Origin of the sequence: Pararhizobium sp. DWP1-1-3, assembly GCF_049896125.1 — a bacterium.
In the GTDB taxonomy this organism is placed as follows: domain Bacteria; phylum Pseudomonadota; class Alphaproteobacteria; order Rhizobiales; family Rhizobiaceae; genus Pararhizobium.
Genome location: NZ_JAFCTR010000016.1, coordinates 13,088 through 28,087 on the forward strand (window position 1 = coordinate 13,088; position 15,000 = coordinate 28,087).

The window sequence follows — 15,000 nt, forward strand, 5'->3', positions numbered from 1 at the left end:
GCGTCGGCGGCCATGAAAGATCGAAGGTATCCGTTTGGCGTTGACGTCGCTCCACATGCACTACCATCCGGTAACGCTGACCTTTTTCTGCTACGCGCTGGCCTGTGCCGTCATCCTTTACACGGATAAATTTGCCCTGCCCGCACGCGAGCGCCGAAAGCACCGGCCGCCATTCAGCCGCCGGCGTGCCGCCGTCGATATCCTCTCGCGGCTGCCGATCATAGCGCTCGTGTTCGCGGGCTTCTTCTCGATCTCCTGGCGCCCTCTCTACGCGAGCGCCGGTACGATGAGCTTCTTCGTCATCTTCACCGGCATATCCCGGGCCAAGTTCAAGTTCATTCGCGAACCTCTGGTCTTTTCAGACATTGCCCTGGTTGCCGACGTCTTCAAGTACAAGTCGATCTTCTACGCCAACTCGCTCAACATCGTTTTCTGGATCGTCGCCTTCCTGTATGTCTTCGGCGTCTCCGGCCTCTACATGTATTTCGAGCCGAACATTCTGCCGGAGAGCCATACGTTCGGCTGGATCATCGCCGCGATCCTGGTCGCGGACTTGCCGTGGGTTCTGCTATTCTACGGCCCTGTCAACCGGCCAGTGGCGGATTTCGTCCAGCATCTCGTCGGCGTGCCGAACGTCAAGGTGAGCACGATCCGCTTCGGCACCTTTGCTTCGGTGATCTTCCATTTCATCCTCTGGCTTGGCCGCCGGCGTGAAAAGATCATTGCGGAACTGTCCGAACGTTTCTTCGCCGCAGTCCAGGATCTGATCGGCCACGACGCCGACAATAAGGCGCCCCTGGTCATCGTCTGGCAGTCGGAATCGTTCATCGACATGCGCCACTGCGGTGTCGATAGCGTCAAGCTGCCAAACATCGACCGGCTGCAGAAGCTCGCCATCCAATGGGGCCGCCTCGCCACGGTTTTCGAGGGCGGCTATACGCTCCGCACGGAATTTGCCGTGTTGAGCGGGCTTGTTCCCGACGACCTGCATATCGATGCAAGCTATCCCTATCTGCGGGCGAGCCACTATACCGACGTGGTCTGGCCGACGAAGCTGAAGAATGCGGGCTGGAGCACGCATTTCATGCACCCGTATGACCGGACGTTCTTTCTTCGCCATAAAGCCATGCCGCAGCTGGGCTTTGAAAAGATGACCATGCTCGATGAATTCGATCATGATCCGGTCCGCGATGGCCCCTATGTTTCGGATACGGCCCTGACCCGCAAAGTCATTGCCGCCGTGGAAAGCCAGACGGACGAAAAGGGCAATTTCCTGTTCGTCGCCTCGATGGCCAACCATGGACCTTGGGAGCCCAACCGCGTCGAAGGAGTGGACGACCCCATTGCGATCTATCTCGAAATTCTCCAGCAATCCGACAAGGCGCTGGGTGAACTTGTCGATCATCTGAACAAGCTCGACCGCCCCGTCTGGCTGGTTTTCTACGGCGACCACGCACCCCTGCTGAAATCCTTCGCGGATCCTTTCCCCGATCCCCGCACCGACTATTTCATCGTGCCCCTGGCAGCCGCACGTAAGCCGCAGAATGCGCCGTCGTTTCCGCGTAACGAAGAACCCTGGAAGCTGCTGGAAGCCATGCTGAAACATGCCAATCTGCAAAAGGATGATTTGCGATAGTGCCGGCGCCGTTGTTCAAGGACCTGTGACGATGGCTTTGCCAAAAACGTCGGAGCGGCGCGTGTTCCTTTTCCTGCAGGGACCATCCTCGCCGATCTTCGCCAAGATCGCCGGCCGGCTGGAGGCCAGAGGCCATCACTGCCTGCGGATCAACCTCAATCCGGGCGACCAAATCTTCTGGCGGCGCAAGGGCGGCCACAATTTCCGCGGCCGCGGTGGCGATGAGTGGCACGCCTATGTCGCCTCATTCATGGATTGGCATGCGGTCACCGATCTCATCCTGTTGGGAGAAGAGCGTCCCTACCATCAGATAGCCATTGGCGCCGCCAGAGAGCGCGCTGTCGAGATTTCGGTTGTCGAGATGGGCTATCTGCGGCCGGACTGGTTGACGCTTGAACGCGATGGGATGTCGTCCAATTCGCATTTTCCCGCAGACCCCGGACAGATCATCGAAGCGGCCCGGCCGCTTGCCGAGCCCGATTGGACGAGACGATATACCCAGAGTTTTGCGGCCGAAGCTGGATACGACCTTCTCTACAATCTGCCGAATGTCTTCCTGTGGTTTCTGTTCCCGCACTATCACCGCCATGCTCTGTCCCATCCACTGGCCGAATATGCCGGATGGGTGATGCGTCTGGCTGGCGGCAGGCGTAGAAAGCGGGCGGCAACCGCGCTCATCGACAACCTTCTGGCCGGCGCTACCCCGTTTTTCGTTTTCCCGCTGCAACTGCAAACCGACTTTCAGCTGCGGGCGCACTCTCCTTACAATGACCAGCGCGAGGCGATCACCGAGGTTCTCACCTCTTTCGCGAACTATGCACCGAGCGAGGCGCGTCTCGTCGTCAAGGTCCATCCTCTCGACAACGGGCTTATCGATTGGCAAACCTATGTGGCCGGACTGGCAACCCGGCTCGGCATCGATCGGCGCATACAATTCCTGGACGGCGGTGATCTGGGTGCGCTCTTGGGCCGGGCGGCAGGCACCGTCACGGTCAATTCCACAGTGGGGCTTCATGCCCTGCAAATCGGCAAACCCGTCAAGGTTTTGGGCGCGGCTGTTTTCAACATCGCAAAACTCAGCGATCAGGCGGAACTGGATCAGTTCTGGGGCGCGCCAAGGCCGCCGGAGGAAACGATCCGGGCTGCTTTTTTCCGTTTGCTCGCGGCGGCAATCCAGGTCAGGGGAAATTTCTACTCCGCCGCCGGGACGAATGGCGGCGCGGAGGCGATTGCGCAGAGACTACACGAGCGTTCCGTGAACAAGCCCGGCGGATTTGTCGATCCGCCTCCGAGACAGAAGCCGGCGAAACGCTCGTCAAGTCGCTTCTGATCCATCTACCGGGCGCGTGTCATCCGCGCACCAAATCCTGTCGGCGTCCGCTTACGCAACGCCTGCGCGCAAAAGATCGTGAATATGAAGTATCCCGCTGGGAACACCGGTCTCATCGACCAGGAACAGTACAGTCACCTTTTGTGCCTGCATGATTTCCATCGCTGCACTGGCCAACACACTACCCTTGATGACCCGCGGGCTGTGCGACATGACCGTATCGACGCTTTCGAGCAGAAGGTCCTGTGACATATGGCGGCGCAAATCGCCATCGGTGATCACTCCAACGAGTTTGCCCGTCTCACCGGTAATTCCGACAACGCCAAAGCCTTTCGAGGACATCTGGATGACCGCGTCGCCCATTGGGCTGCCGAGCGGCAGCAGCGGGATGGCATCGCCGTCATGCGCCAGTTCCTGAACGAGAAGCAGCTGCGATCCGAGTTTGCCGCCGGGGTGGAAGGTCTTGAAGTCCTGGGCAGAGAACCCGCGCCGTTCGAGAAGCGCAATCGCCAGTGCGTCACCCACAGCCAGTTGCAGCATCGCCGAGGTGGTTGGCGCCAGCCCGTGCGGACAGGCTTCCTGCACCTTGGGCAGGGTGATGGCGACGCTGGAATTGCGCGCCAGCAGGCTTTCGGGATTGGACGTGACGGAAACGACCGGGACATTGAAACGTTTGGCGTAAGCCAGCATGTTTCCAAGCTCGACGGTCTCTCCTGACCATGACAGCAGGATGAGCAGATCTTCGGACGTGATCATGCCGAGATCGCCATGGCTGGCTTCGGTCGGATGCACGAAATAGGCGGATGTCCCGGTCGATGCCATGGTCGCAGCGATCTTGCGGCCGATATGGCCACTCTTGCCAACCCCGGAAACGACCACGCGGCCACGGCCGCCTGCGATCAGTTCGACAGCATCAACCAGGCTGCGCGCAAGCGCTGGATCGGCGGAAAATTGGGTTGCAAATGCGTTGATACCATCGACTGCCGTGGCAATCGATCGCCGCAGCGATTCAATGACAATGCCTTCTTGCGGAGGGTTCATATCGATTTGCCTGAGACCCATGATCGCCACTCCAAAACCACACCGAGGCATCCCGTTATCACCAGAGCACTCGCGGATCGGCCAAAACGGCCGAATTGCCCTCTTATTGGCGCAATAGGCCTGACCGTCAAGTCCGGCGGTCGAGGACAGGAACCTGCGGGGTCAGCTTGCCCGCTGTGCGACGATCTCGTCTTCCCCGGCAGTCAACTGGCCGGGATTGCCGACGAAAGCTTCCAGGGTCATCGTATCGAGAATATCGGCGATGGCATCGCGGACTGTCGTCATCGACCTGCGGACTTCGCACGTATCCGGATCGTTGCAGTCGTCGCAGACTTCGTACGCCGTACGGCTGGCACAGCGGATCGGTGCCAGAGGGCCGTCCAGCGTCCGCACGACCTGGCCGATGCGGATTTCGGATGCGGGCCGCGATAGCGAATAACCGCCGCCGGGTCCTTTTTTCGAGCGCAGGATGCCGGCATTTCGCAGTTCCAGCAGAATAGTATCGAGAAACTTCTTCGGGATATTGTTCCGGCTGGCGATCTCGGTGATGAAGGCTGTCTCACCCGGATCAAGCCGCGCCAGATCGACCAGCGCCTTCAATCCGTATTTTCCCTTTTTGGTCAGCATCGCAGTTCGCTCTTTTCACAAATAGGCATCGAAAATGGCGCCTATTTGCTGATTGCCATCACATAACCCGGCATATCACATGGGAAGCCGTGCCAATATACCGATTTAGTGAAAAGATGGCCAAACTGCGGTTTTCATACCTATTTGTGGCTTATGCGACCGCATAGACCGCTGAGGTGTCCTGAACCGGCAACACCGGCTGGCGGACAGCCTGTGCCGACATCAACTGACGCACCGCCGCCCTTGCTTCTTCGGCCGAGCGAAAGTGGCGCGAATCAAGATCCCAGACGTGATATTTCACAGCGACGAACTTCAACCGGCCTGCATCCGGGACGACGACACCGACAGCTTCACCGCCGAATTCTATAACCTGCTTGCTCATGGGATAGTGCTCCTACCGCGCCTCGGCGCGGATCATTCAAATCGTGCAACATTCAAAAGAAAAGACTGCGTGGAATTCACATTCGCCAGAAGGTGCGAATGCAAAGGTCTTTCGTTGTGCGACAATGGGAATGCGCGCCTCGGAAAGTGGCGATGCGGGCAACGTCAGACATGGCTCTCTCCTTCGGCAAGGCCCGGCTGGATGCTCTCCGGGCGCGTTACAGGTCTCCGCTGCGGCCTATGCCATCTGCGAACAACCACAAGATAGGATAGACCACAAATTTAGTCAATTAAATTTGTCTACCCGCGAAAAATAATACTATTCCATTCGGTGATTCAGTCGAATGCAGCAAGGCTTGTTCACGAAACTGGAGATCGTAGAATGAAAATCTAGTTTTCTTTCGGAATCCGAATCGTGTTCACCGCTGTTATGTAGGCGCATCGTAAGACAAAAAAAGGGCAGCCGAAGCTGCCCTTTCATTTTTTTCATGGAGAAATCGATCAGCTCTTGGCCAACTCGGTTCCCGGAGCGCGGGTTGCTTCGCGGTCTTTCCACCAGCGGCTGAGGAACAGCAGGATCGGGCCGCCGATATAGATCGACGAGGTCGTTGCGACGATGACGCCGAAAATCATCGGCCAGGCAAAGCTCTTCACCGCATCGCCACCCCAGATCGCCATTGGCACCAGCGAAAACGCCGTTGCCATCGAAGTGAAGATGCATCGTGCCAGCACCTGGTTGATCGACATGTCGATCAGGTCGGAGAATGGCATCGACTTGTACTTGCGCAGGTTTTCCCGCATGCGGTCGTAGACCACCACCTTGTCGTTCACCGAATAGCCGATCATCGTTAAAAGGGCCGCGATGGCGGTCAGATTGAAGTCGATGCCGGTCAGCGCGAAGAAGCCGATCGTCTTGGTGATGTCGAGCAGAAGCACCGCAATGGCGCCGACGGCAAAGTGCCATTCGAACCGCCACCAGATGTAGAACAGGATCGCCAGCATCGCGAGAACGACGGCGAGGAAGCCTGAACGGGCAAGTTCGGCCGAGATCGTCGGACCGACGACTTCGGTGCGTTCGAAGCTTACGTCCGGAATGACCTGGACCACGCCATCCTTGATCTTGTTCAAGGCAACGGTCTGCTCCTGTTCGCTGCCCGGCTGACGCTGGACGCGAATCAAAACCGACTGGTTCTGGCCGAATTCCTGCAGCGCCACTTCGCCGAGGCTCAGCCCTTCCAGCTCTTCGCGCAGCTTGGGCAGGTCGAGCACGGATTTCGACGTCGCCTCCACCTGGATACCGCCGACGAAGTCGATGCCGTAGTTCAGGCCCGGATGGAAGAACAGGACCACGGAGCTGATCGACAGGAAGGCCGACATGCCGATGGCGATGAAGCGGCCCTTCATGAAGGAGATCTTCGGAATATGCGGAACGCCGCCGAACAGCGACGGGATTTCCAGTTTCTTCATCTTGCGGCGGACGACAACTTCACGCATCGCCAGGCGGACGACGGTGATCGAGGTGAACATCGAGATGACGATGCCGAGCATCATGGTGATCGCGAAACCGCGAACCGGACCGGTGCCGAACATGAACAGCAGGATGGTGCCGGAGAGCGTCGTGACGTTACTGTCGATGATGGTGGCATAGGCCTTGTTGAAGCCGATATCGAGCGCCTTCATCGCCCCTGCCCCGCCTTCCGTTTCCTCCCGGATACGGGCGTTGATCAGGATGTTGGCGTCCACCGCCATGCCGATACCCAGAATGATACCGGCGATACCGGGCAGCGTCAGCGTCGAACCGAGCATACCAAGCACACCGATGGTGAGGATGGTGTGCAGCAGAAGGCCGAGATTGGCGATCATGCCCCAGGCGCCGTAGAGCAGCACCATCAGCGTGACGACGAGGGCAAAGCCGGCAAGACCGGTGTAGATACCCATGCGGATCGAGTCGGAGCCGAGGTTTGGACCAACCGAACGCTCTTCGATGATGGTCAGCGGTGCCGGCAGGGCGCCGGAGCGCAGCAGTGCCGAAAGAACGGTTGCTTCCTGGGCGGTGAAGTTGCCGCTGATCTGGCCCTGGCCGCCGGGGATCGGTTCGTTGATGCGCGGCGCCGTCAGGACCTTGCCGTCGAGCACGATCGCGAAAGGCAGGCCGACATTGTCGCGGGTGATTTCGGCAAATTGCCGCGCACCCTGGCTGTCGAACGTGAAGGAAACGATCGGTTCGTTGGTCTGCTGGTTGAAGCCCGCCTTGGCGTCGGCGAGACGTTCACCGGAAATCGCCACACGGCTTTCGACCGCATATTTGGCGCCGTCATTGGTACCCGGCAGGATATCGACGCCGCGCGGCGGCGTGGCCGTATTTGGATCGACCGTTGTATCGACCATGTGGAAGCTCATCTGCGCCGTTGAGCCAAGCAGCTGACGCAGACGCGTCGGGTCCTGCAGGCCCGGCAACTGGACGAGAATACGGTCGGAACCGACACGCTGGATCAGCGGTTCGGCGACGCCGACCTGGTCGACGCGGCGGCGGATGATTTCAAGGCTCTGATCGACGGCGGCCGTCATGCGTTCGCTGAGGCCGGCTTCCGTCAGCTTGACGGTGATGGTGTCGTCTGCCGCCGCGACCTCGATATCCGAGCTCGCCGTACCGAAACCGAGGGTGCCTGCCGGTGTCGCCAGCTCCCGGATTTTCGGCATCACCTTGTCGCGATCCGCCTGGTCGGCGATCTTGACGGCGATGGAATCGCCGGCGATACGGGCAGACGATGTCGGGATCCGCTCGGTGCGAAGCACACCGCGAATATCGTCGAGCAGCGTGTTGAGACGCGCCTGACGCAGGCCGGCGGCATCGACTTCCAGAACCAGGTGGGAACCACCCTTCAGGTCAAGGCCGAGCGTGACCGGCTTGACCGGCAGGAAGGACGCATATTGCTGCTGGACGGATGCCGGCAGGATGTTGGGCAGCGCCGCGAGTATCCCAAACAGGGTAATCGCGACATAGGCCAGAACGGCCCATTTCGAAGTGCGCATGTTGAGGTTCCATTATAGCCCGCGCCCATCCGGCAGAGCCTGGGACGGCGGGTGTGATGCGTCAAGGAAAGTTGCGCCGATGCGCAAAAGACTGCCTCAGGCAGTCTCAGGCGTAAAACGCCGGAGGTCCGCGAGCGCGGGTCGTGTAACCCTTCACGCCCGTTATCGCAGCATGCAAAAGACCGGTAGAGGGCATGCTGCCGTAAGAGATCGACGCGACGAAAACCGGAGCAGGCAGCACAAATGGCCCCGGCCCGCCCGGCGAAGACTTGCCGTCGATGCGATCAGCCAGGAAACGCAGATCGGCAACTGGAAAAGCACGAACGGCATGACGCGCCAGTGTCGTGTCGGAGGCTCCGCCCTCCGGAACGGCGACGTTGCCGGCACTTGCCTCCGTCAGAAACCGCGATGACAGTCCTTGCGCCGACGCGACGAACTGCATGGCAAGTGCCGCCGCCAGAATCCACAGCACGGCAAAAAGCTTGCCTGCCTGGTTCCTGTCGATGCTGTTGCCGTTCATGCCCATAGAGGACATCGTCCTTCCCGTTGGCGCGCCGTTTTTACAGCAAATCGCCGAACTGCACGCCGATTCAGCGTACAAGCGCGCCTAAAAACCATCGCGCGCTACCAAAGTCAAATCTTACCATCACATCGCGCCGTTGAACATCCTCGACGCCACAGCGCTTATGCCGTGACGCCTGCCGTCCGCGTCTGATGGATCTCGATCAACGAGGGACCGCCGCGTTTGCGCGCATCCGCCAGCGCCGCCCCCAGATCGCCGGCCTTTGACAGCCGCACCGCCGGTACGCCGTACGCACTGGCGGCGAGCAGGAAATCCGGAGCCGATGGTTTTACACCCTCCGGGGTGATGCCGGACTCGACCATGAAGCTTTCGATCTCCTGGTAACCGTCATTGTTCCAGACGACGAAGATGACATTGGCGTTGATATCGGCCGCCGATCCCAGTTCGGCCAGCGAAAACTGGATACCGCCATCGCCGACAAGGCAGATGACCGGCTTGTCCGGATCGGCGACGGCCGCGCCGACGGCCGCCGGCGGCGCATAGCCGAGCGCGCCGAAACCGGTCGCCGAGTTGAACCAGCTCTTTGCCCGCGGCGCATCGCAATAGAGGTTGCCGGCATAGACGGCCTGGGTGCTGTCGCCGACGATCACGCAATCAGGCAGCGCCTGATAAATCGCGTCGATGACTCCGATTTCGGCCCGCATCTTCGCCGTCAGTTCCGCCATGGCAGCCTTGCGCGTTGCCGCCGCCCGTTCCTTGCCCCTGCTTGCCGGTTGAGCCGTCAGGAACACCAGAATACCGGATATCGCCGCCTTGGCGCCCGACAGGATGGACAGGGCCGCATGCGGCCCGCGCGCCAGCTGGGCTGCGTCGATATCGGTGCGAATCAAATTGCCGAGGATCGGAAAACCGCCATCGGCATACATGTCATAATCGGTCTGGCCCATTTCGGTGCCAAGCGCGATGACCAGATCGGCATCGGAGATCAGCGAGCGAACGGCCTTGAGGCTGGGGCTGGCGGGCACCCGAAGCGGATGACCGGCAAGCATGCCACGCGCGTTAACTGTCATGACAACCGGCGCGCCGATACGCTCTGCCAATTCCTGGATTTCCGCTTCCGCCGTGATCGCCCCGCCGCCGCAGAGGATCACAGGACGGCTGGCATGGCCGCACAGAATGGCGGCCTTTTGCAAAGTCTCGGCGTCGGCCCGTGGCCGCGTTGCCGTGGCTTTCCTGAGCGGCGGCGCAGTGATCCGGGCCGTCATCACATCCGTCGGGATTTCGATATGGACCGGCCCGGGCCTGCCGGAGGTGAGGATCGCAAAGGCGCGCTCGACCACAGGCCCGAGATCGGCCGGATTGAGCAACGTCTGCGAATAGAGCGCCAGCGTCTTGATCATGCCGTGCTGGTCAGGCAGTTCGTGCAGCAGTCCACGGCCATGGCCGAGCGAATCGCGCCGGTTGACGCCGGAAATGACCAGCATCGGCATCGAATCCTGCCGCGCCTGCGCCATCGCCGTGATGGTGTTGGTGAGCCCCGGCCCGGTGATCACCAAGGCTACGCCGGGCTTGCCGCTGACGCGGGCATAACCGTCAGCCATGAAGCCAGCACCCTGCTCATGGCGTGGCGTCACGTGGCGGATCTTCGAGGCGGCAAGGCCGCGATAGAGCTCGACCGTATGCACGCCGGGAATGCCGAACACGACCTCGACGCCATTGGCCTCGAGCAGGTCGACCAGCACCTCGCCGACGGTTTTCAGGACTTCGCTCATGCGCGGCGCTCCTTCGGCGTCAAAAGCCGGATCGCCAGCTTGGTAATCCGGGCGCAGGCTTCCTGAATGACCGTGTCCGGAACCGTCAGGCTGACGCGCACGAAGGAGGTCGCCTCGTTGCCGAACGATGCTCCGGGCATGACCGCAACATGCTCCTGCTCCAGAAGCATCCAGGCAAAAGCTTCGCCGGTCAGGCCGGTGCCGCGTACATCGATCAGCGTGAACATGCCGGCTTCCGGCGGCAGCGGCACGATACCCGGCACATTCGACAGTCCCTCGACGATCAGATCGGCGCGGGTCTTGTAGGACGTGCGCATGGCGGCCGACGTGCCGATGTCATGGGTCAGCGCATAGGCGGTCATGTCGGCAATGAAGGGCTGGACGCCGAACAGCATGGTCTCGGAAACCGGCAACAGGCGGCTGGAGAACTCGACCGGGCCGACAGCCCAGCCGCTGCGGAAGCCGGGGGCGGCGTGCGACTTGGAGATCGACGATACCACGATCGTGCGCTCGGCCAGTTCCGGATCGTCAAAGGGCGAGGCGAACGGGCCGTTGAAGATCAGTTCCTCATAAACCTCGTCGCAGACGATCCAGAGATCGTGCTTGCGGCAAATGTCGCCGATGGCCTTGATCTCGGCGGCCGTCAGCACGGCACCGGTCGGATTGTGCGGCGTGTTGAGCAACAGAACCCGGCATTTCGGCGTGATCGCCTTTTCGAGATCGGCAGCCTGCATGTGAAAACCATGCTCCGGCTTCAACGGCACGGTGACGCGATGCGCGCCGGTCGACTGGATGACCCCATCATAGGTGGCATAAAGCGGATCGCCGACCAAAACGCCGTCACCGGTCTCGACCAGACCCAGCATGACGGAAAACAGCGCCGTCTGCGTGCCGGGAAAGCAGAGCACGTTTTCCGCCGTCACATCCGGGCGGCGCTTGGCGTAGCGGGCGGTCAGCGCGTTGACCACCGAAGGCTCGCCACGGCCGTTGGAATAGCGGTAGCGCCCGGCATTCATCGCCCGCTGCGCCTCGGCGATCAGCGAGGGATCGGCAGGCATGTCCGGTTCGCCGATGGTCAGCTGAATGACCTCCGTGCCGCTTGCCTGCATCTGCCGCGCGCGGATGTGCAGCGCCCATTTTTCCGATCCGAGATCGGCCAGACGGTCGGTGATCGATGAATAGCGCATAGGGGTCTCCTACCCTCAGTCAGAATCTTGCGGCATGCTTGCCGCGCTCAGCTGCTGTGAAGCGGCCACGTGTTCGTCCCTGCCGAACGGCAATCCCAACAGGGCTTCGCTCGACGACACTGCGATTGCCACAAGCTCGGCCTCTTCGAAAAGCTCGCCTGCAAGGCAAGCCTCCAGCCACAGCCCGTCTATCATGCCATTGATGGCAATCGCATGGCGGCGGCACTCCGCTTCGCCCGAAGACCGGCCTTCTGCTTTCAGGAAATCGCCGATCAAGCCCTGCAAATCATTGCGGAAACCGAGATAGCCTTCACGGTGGATCGCCGCAAGCTCCGGATCCAGCCGGACTTGGCTGATGAACGACGCCCAGAGCGACAGGCTGCGGTCATTGGCGACCGGGGCCGTCAGGTTGAGCGTGATGAACCGCTTCAGCCGCGTGCCCGGATCGCCGGAAACATCGGATGCCTTGGCGGCGAAGCTGGCGAGAACCGAGCGATAGGCCTCCTCCACCATCTGGTCCTTGGAGGCGAAATAATGCCGCACGAGGCCGGCGGTGACGCCGGCCCGGATGGCAATCTGGCGGACGGTCGCACCGCGCAGTCCGAACTCGGCGATCGTATCGAGGGTCGCCTCGATCAGTTCCTGTCGCCGCTCCCCCTCCGGCGCGCGGTGGAACGTCCGGCGGTTCATGCGGCCCGCCGCAGGACCGGCCGGGTCAGGCAGGTCGGGCCGCCCTCGCAGGCGATGCACAGCGCATCGGCCTCGAAGGTCTCGACCTTGCACCCAGCCGCTTCCATCGCCGCCTTGGTCTTGGGGAAACCGGCAACCATGATCACTTCGTTCGGCCGGACCGGCAGGACGTTGAGGCTGAGGCCATTGCTGGCGTGGAACTCGTCAGCCGGCGCTTCGATCAGGGTGATGCCCCATTCTTTCAGCAACTGGTAGAACGAAGCCGGCAAAAGCGGCGCGAAGACAAGCGCCAGATCGCGCGACAGCGGGCTCATCACCGACATCAGATGCAGGCAGGCTTCCTCGCCATGCCAGAGCGGCAGATCATAACCAAGCACGGTGATCCCAAGCGGTTCCAGCATCGTGGTGAGCTGGGAGATCCCCTCCTCATTGGTGCGCACGCCACGGCCGACGACCAGTGTTTCGGCGTCGAGCCAGATGCAGTCGCCGCCTTCGACCGTTCCCGGCGAAACGATACGGCCGAGGATCGGGATACCGGCCGCCTTGTAGGCCGCTTCGTGCAGTGCCGTTTCCTTTTCGCGCAATGGCTTGCCCATGCGCAGGAGGATGGCACCGCGGTCGGACATCAAAGAGGGATCATGGGTGAACATGGCGTCGGCAAGACCATCGCCCTTGTCTTCCAGCCAGAGGATTTCAGCGCCGGACTTTTCCACCAGACGGGTGAATTCGGCATATTGGCGCACGGCCTTTTCGCCATCGAAGGTTGGCCCGTAGTGCCATTTCGCAGGATCGGCGGCAACAAGGCTGTCGCCCGGCCGGCGCATCAGCACGCGTGTCAGATTGGCAGACATCTCCTGCGAACCATAAGCCGTCATCGTCTACTCCTGTTGGAAAATTGTTCATCTGGCGGGACTGCCAAAAAAAGCAGCGTCGAAAATTATTATACGGTTGAATAATTTCTACACAAGTGCCACGATGCGTTTCATGGAACAGCGTGACAGGCAAAAATGCCGCACGACAGACAAACAGGGGAACTGTTTTCATGCGTTCAGATTTGGCGACCTGTCTCGACAGGACTGACTTTTCATGACGGAACCAGCCCAGGCGATTGCGGTCACAAACCTCCACAAACGTTTCGGGCCGCTCGAAGTGCTCAAGGGCGTTTCACTGACCGCGAATGAGGGCGACGTGATCGCCATCATCGGCGGCAGCGGCTCGGGCAAATCGACCTTCCTGCGCTGTATCAACATGCTGGAACTGCCGACCTCCGGGTCGGTCACGGTGCATGGCGAAACCATCGTGATGAAGAAAGACGGTCACGGCGGCCTGATGCCTTCGGACCGCAAGCAGGTGCAGCGCCTGCGCACCCAGCTCGGCATGGTGTTCCAGAGTTTCAATCTCTGGCAGCACATGACCATCCTCCAGAACGTCATCGAAGTGCCGATCCATGTGCTCGGCAAATCCAAGGACGAGGCCACCGCCACCGGCGAAGCGCTTCTGCGCCGCGTCGGCCTGTTCGAGAAACGCGACGCCTATCCGGCCTTCCTCTCCGGCGGCCAGCAGCAGCGCGCGGCGATTGCCCGGGCGCTCGCCATTCAGCCGCTGGTCATGCTGTTCGACGAGCCGACCTCGGCACTCGATCCGCAGCTCGTCGGCGAAGTACTGACCGTCATCGCCGATCTTGCCAAAGAGAAGCGCACGATGATCCTCGTCACCCACGAGATGAAGTTTGCCCGCAACGTCGCCAACCACATCGTCTTCCTGGCCGATGGCGTCATCGACGAGCAGGGAACCCCGGACGAGATTTTCGGCGCCCCGAAGTCCGAACGCCTGAAGAAATTCATCAGCTCCATCCACTGAAACTAAAACCACGAAAACCAAAAAAGGGAACAGCATGAAAAAGACGCTCAAAACCATCGCCTTCTCGCTCGCTCTGGGCATCGTTGCCGCCGGTGCCGTGGCGGCCGAGCCCCTCAAGGTCGGCTTCGCGGCCGAGCCCTATCCGCCCTTCACCTCGCCGGACGCATCGGGCAACTGGGAAGGCTGGGAAGTGGAGTTCCAGAAGGCCATCTGCGCCGAGGCCAAGCTCGAATGCGTCATCACGCCGGTCGCCTGGGACGGCATCATTCCGGCGCTGACCTCGAAAAAAATCGACATGATCATCGGCTCGATGTCGATCACCGAGGAGCGCCTGAAGACCATCGATTTCTCCGACAAGTATTACAACACCCCGACCGGCGTCATCGGTCCGAAGAGCGAAACCTTCGAAGCCACGCCGGAAGGCCTGAAGGGCAAGACGATCGGCGTACAGGTTTCGACCATTCACCAGGTCTACGCCTCGAAATATTTCGGTGAAAACGGCGCGACAGTGAAGGAATACCAGACGCAGGACGAAGCCAACAACGACCTCGCTGCCGGCCGTCTCGATGCGGTGCAGGCCGACAGCATCGCGCTCGGCGCTTTCCTGAAGAGCGACCAGGGCAAGGAATGCTGCGACCTGAAGGGCATGGTCAAGGACGACCCGGCCATTCTCGGCGCCGGTGTCGGCATCGGCATCCGCAAGGGTGAGGACGAGCTGAAGGGCAAGCTGAACGCCGCCATCAAGGCCATCCGCGCCAACGGCACCTACGACACGTTCTCGAAGAAATATTTCGACTTCGACGTCTACGGCCAGTGATGAACTAACCGTCTGCGGTGGCTCACCCCCCTCTCTCGGCGTCTATTGCGCCTGCCTGACATTGCAGCCGGCGAGGGAAAAGAATGATCTCCCCCCTTGTGGG

General features: G+C 60.8%; 13 protein-coding genes. 4 read left to right on the top strand and 9 right to left on the bottom strand.

Features of this window, described 5'->3' with window-relative positions; genetic code table 11:
- Window positions 1-55: 55 nt before the first annotated feature.
- Together ACP7BS_RS24520 and ACP7BS_RS24525 are read left to right on the top strand one after the other, a co-directional pair.
- The gene (locus ACP7BS_RS24520) at window positions 56-1,636 is read left to right on the top strand and encodes an LTA synthase family protein (protein ID WP_426240268.1); all 1,581 of its coding nucleotides are present in this window, start codon (window positions 56-58) and stop codon (window positions 1,634-1,636) included.
- 31 nt (window positions 1,637-1,667) lie between these two features.
- The gene (locus tag ACP7BS_RS24525; RefSeq protein WP_426240193.1) at window positions 1,668-2,966 is read left to right on the top strand and encodes a capsule biosynthesis protein; all 1,299 of its coding nucleotides are present in this window, start codon (window positions 1,668-1,670) and stop codon (window positions 2,964-2,966) included.
- A 51-nt stretch (window positions 2,967-3,017) separates the two neighbouring features.
- On the opposite strand, the gene ACP7BS_RS24530 is transcribed toward ACP7BS_RS24525, so the two are convergent.
- From ACP7BS_RS24530 to ACP7BS_RS24570, 9 genes are all read right to left on the bottom strand, one after another.
- Window positions 3,018-4,028, bottom strand: a complete 1,011-nt coding sequence (locus ACP7BS_RS24530; RefSeq protein ID WP_426229193.1) for a KpsF/GutQ family sugar-phosphate isomerase — start codon at window positions 4,026-4,028, stop codon at window positions 3,018-3,020.
- A gap of 141 nt (window positions 4,029-4,169) precedes the next feature.
- Window positions 4,170-4,634: an RrF2 family transcriptional regulator gene (locus ACP7BS_RS24535; protein WP_426229194.1), complete on the bottom strand. Its 465-nt coding sequence runs from the start codon at window positions 4,632-4,634 to the stop codon at window positions 4,170-4,172.
- Window positions 4,635-4,785: 151 nt separating this feature from the next.
- A complete protein-coding gene (locus ACP7BS_RS24540; protein WP_426229195.1) occupies window positions 4,786-5,016 on the bottom strand; it encodes a hypothetical protein in 231 nt (76 codons plus the stop codon).
- Between the two features lie 500 nt (window positions 5,017-5,516).
- Window positions 5,517-8,048 carry a protein translocase subunit SecD gene (secD, locus tag ACP7BS_RS24545; protein WP_426229196.1) on the bottom strand — a complete coding sequence of 844 codons (2,532 nt, stop codon included), beginning with the start codon at window positions 8,046-8,048 and terminating at the stop codon, window positions 5,517-5,519.
- 106 nt (window positions 8,049-8,154) lie between these two features.
- Entirely contained in the window at window positions 8,155-8,583 is a 429-nt protein-coding gene (locus ACP7BS_RS24550; RefSeq protein WP_426240194.1) for a hypothetical protein, read from the bottom strand.
- Between the two features lie 149 nt (window positions 8,584-8,732).
- The gene (locus ACP7BS_RS24555) at window positions 8,733-10,343 is read right to left on the bottom strand and encodes a 5-guanidino-2-oxopentanoate decarboxylase (protein WP_426240195.1); all 1,611 of its coding nucleotides are present in this window, start codon (window positions 10,341-10,343) and stop codon (window positions 8,733-8,735) included.
- Window positions 10,340-11,530, bottom strand: coding sequence for a pyridoxal phosphate-dependent aminotransferase (locus ACP7BS_RS24560; protein WP_426240196.1), 1,191 nt, complete (start codon window positions 11,528-11,530; stop codon window positions 10,340-10,342). The genes ACP7BS_RS24555 and ACP7BS_RS24560 overlap by 4 nt, the downstream gene beginning before the upstream one ends.
- 15 nt (window positions 11,531-11,545) lie before the next feature.
- Window positions 11,546-12,220 carry a TetR family transcriptional regulator C-terminal domain-containing protein gene (locus tag ACP7BS_RS24565; RefSeq protein WP_426240197.1) on the bottom strand — a complete coding sequence of 225 codons (675 nt, stop codon included), beginning with the start codon at window positions 12,218-12,220 and terminating at the stop codon, window positions 11,546-11,548.
- Window positions 12,217-13,095, bottom strand: coding sequence for a dimethylarginine dimethylaminohydrolase family protein (locus ACP7BS_RS24570; RefSeq protein WP_426240198.1), 879 nt, complete (start codon window positions 13,093-13,095; stop codon window positions 12,217-12,219). Before ACP7BS_RS24570 ends, ACP7BS_RS24565 begins: the two co-directional genes overlap by 4 nt.
- A 211-nt stretch (window positions 13,096-13,306) precedes the next feature.
- Between ACP7BS_RS24570 and ACP7BS_RS24575 the strand changes: the two genes are divergently transcribed.
- Both ACP7BS_RS24575 and ACP7BS_RS24580 read left to right on the top strand, forming a co-directional pair.
- Window positions 13,307-14,080: an ABC transporter ATP-binding protein gene (locus ACP7BS_RS24575; protein WP_426229202.1), complete on the top strand. Its 774-nt coding sequence runs from the start codon at window positions 13,307-13,309 to the stop codon at window positions 14,078-14,080.
- 34 nt (window positions 14,081-14,114) lie between these two features.
- On the top strand, window positions 14,115-14,897 hold the full coding sequence (locus ACP7BS_RS24580; protein ID WP_426229203.1) for a transporter substrate-binding domain-containing protein: 783 nt from the start codon (window positions 14,115-14,117) through the stop codon (window positions 14,895-14,897).
- Window positions 14,898-15,000 lie beyond the last annotated feature (103 nt).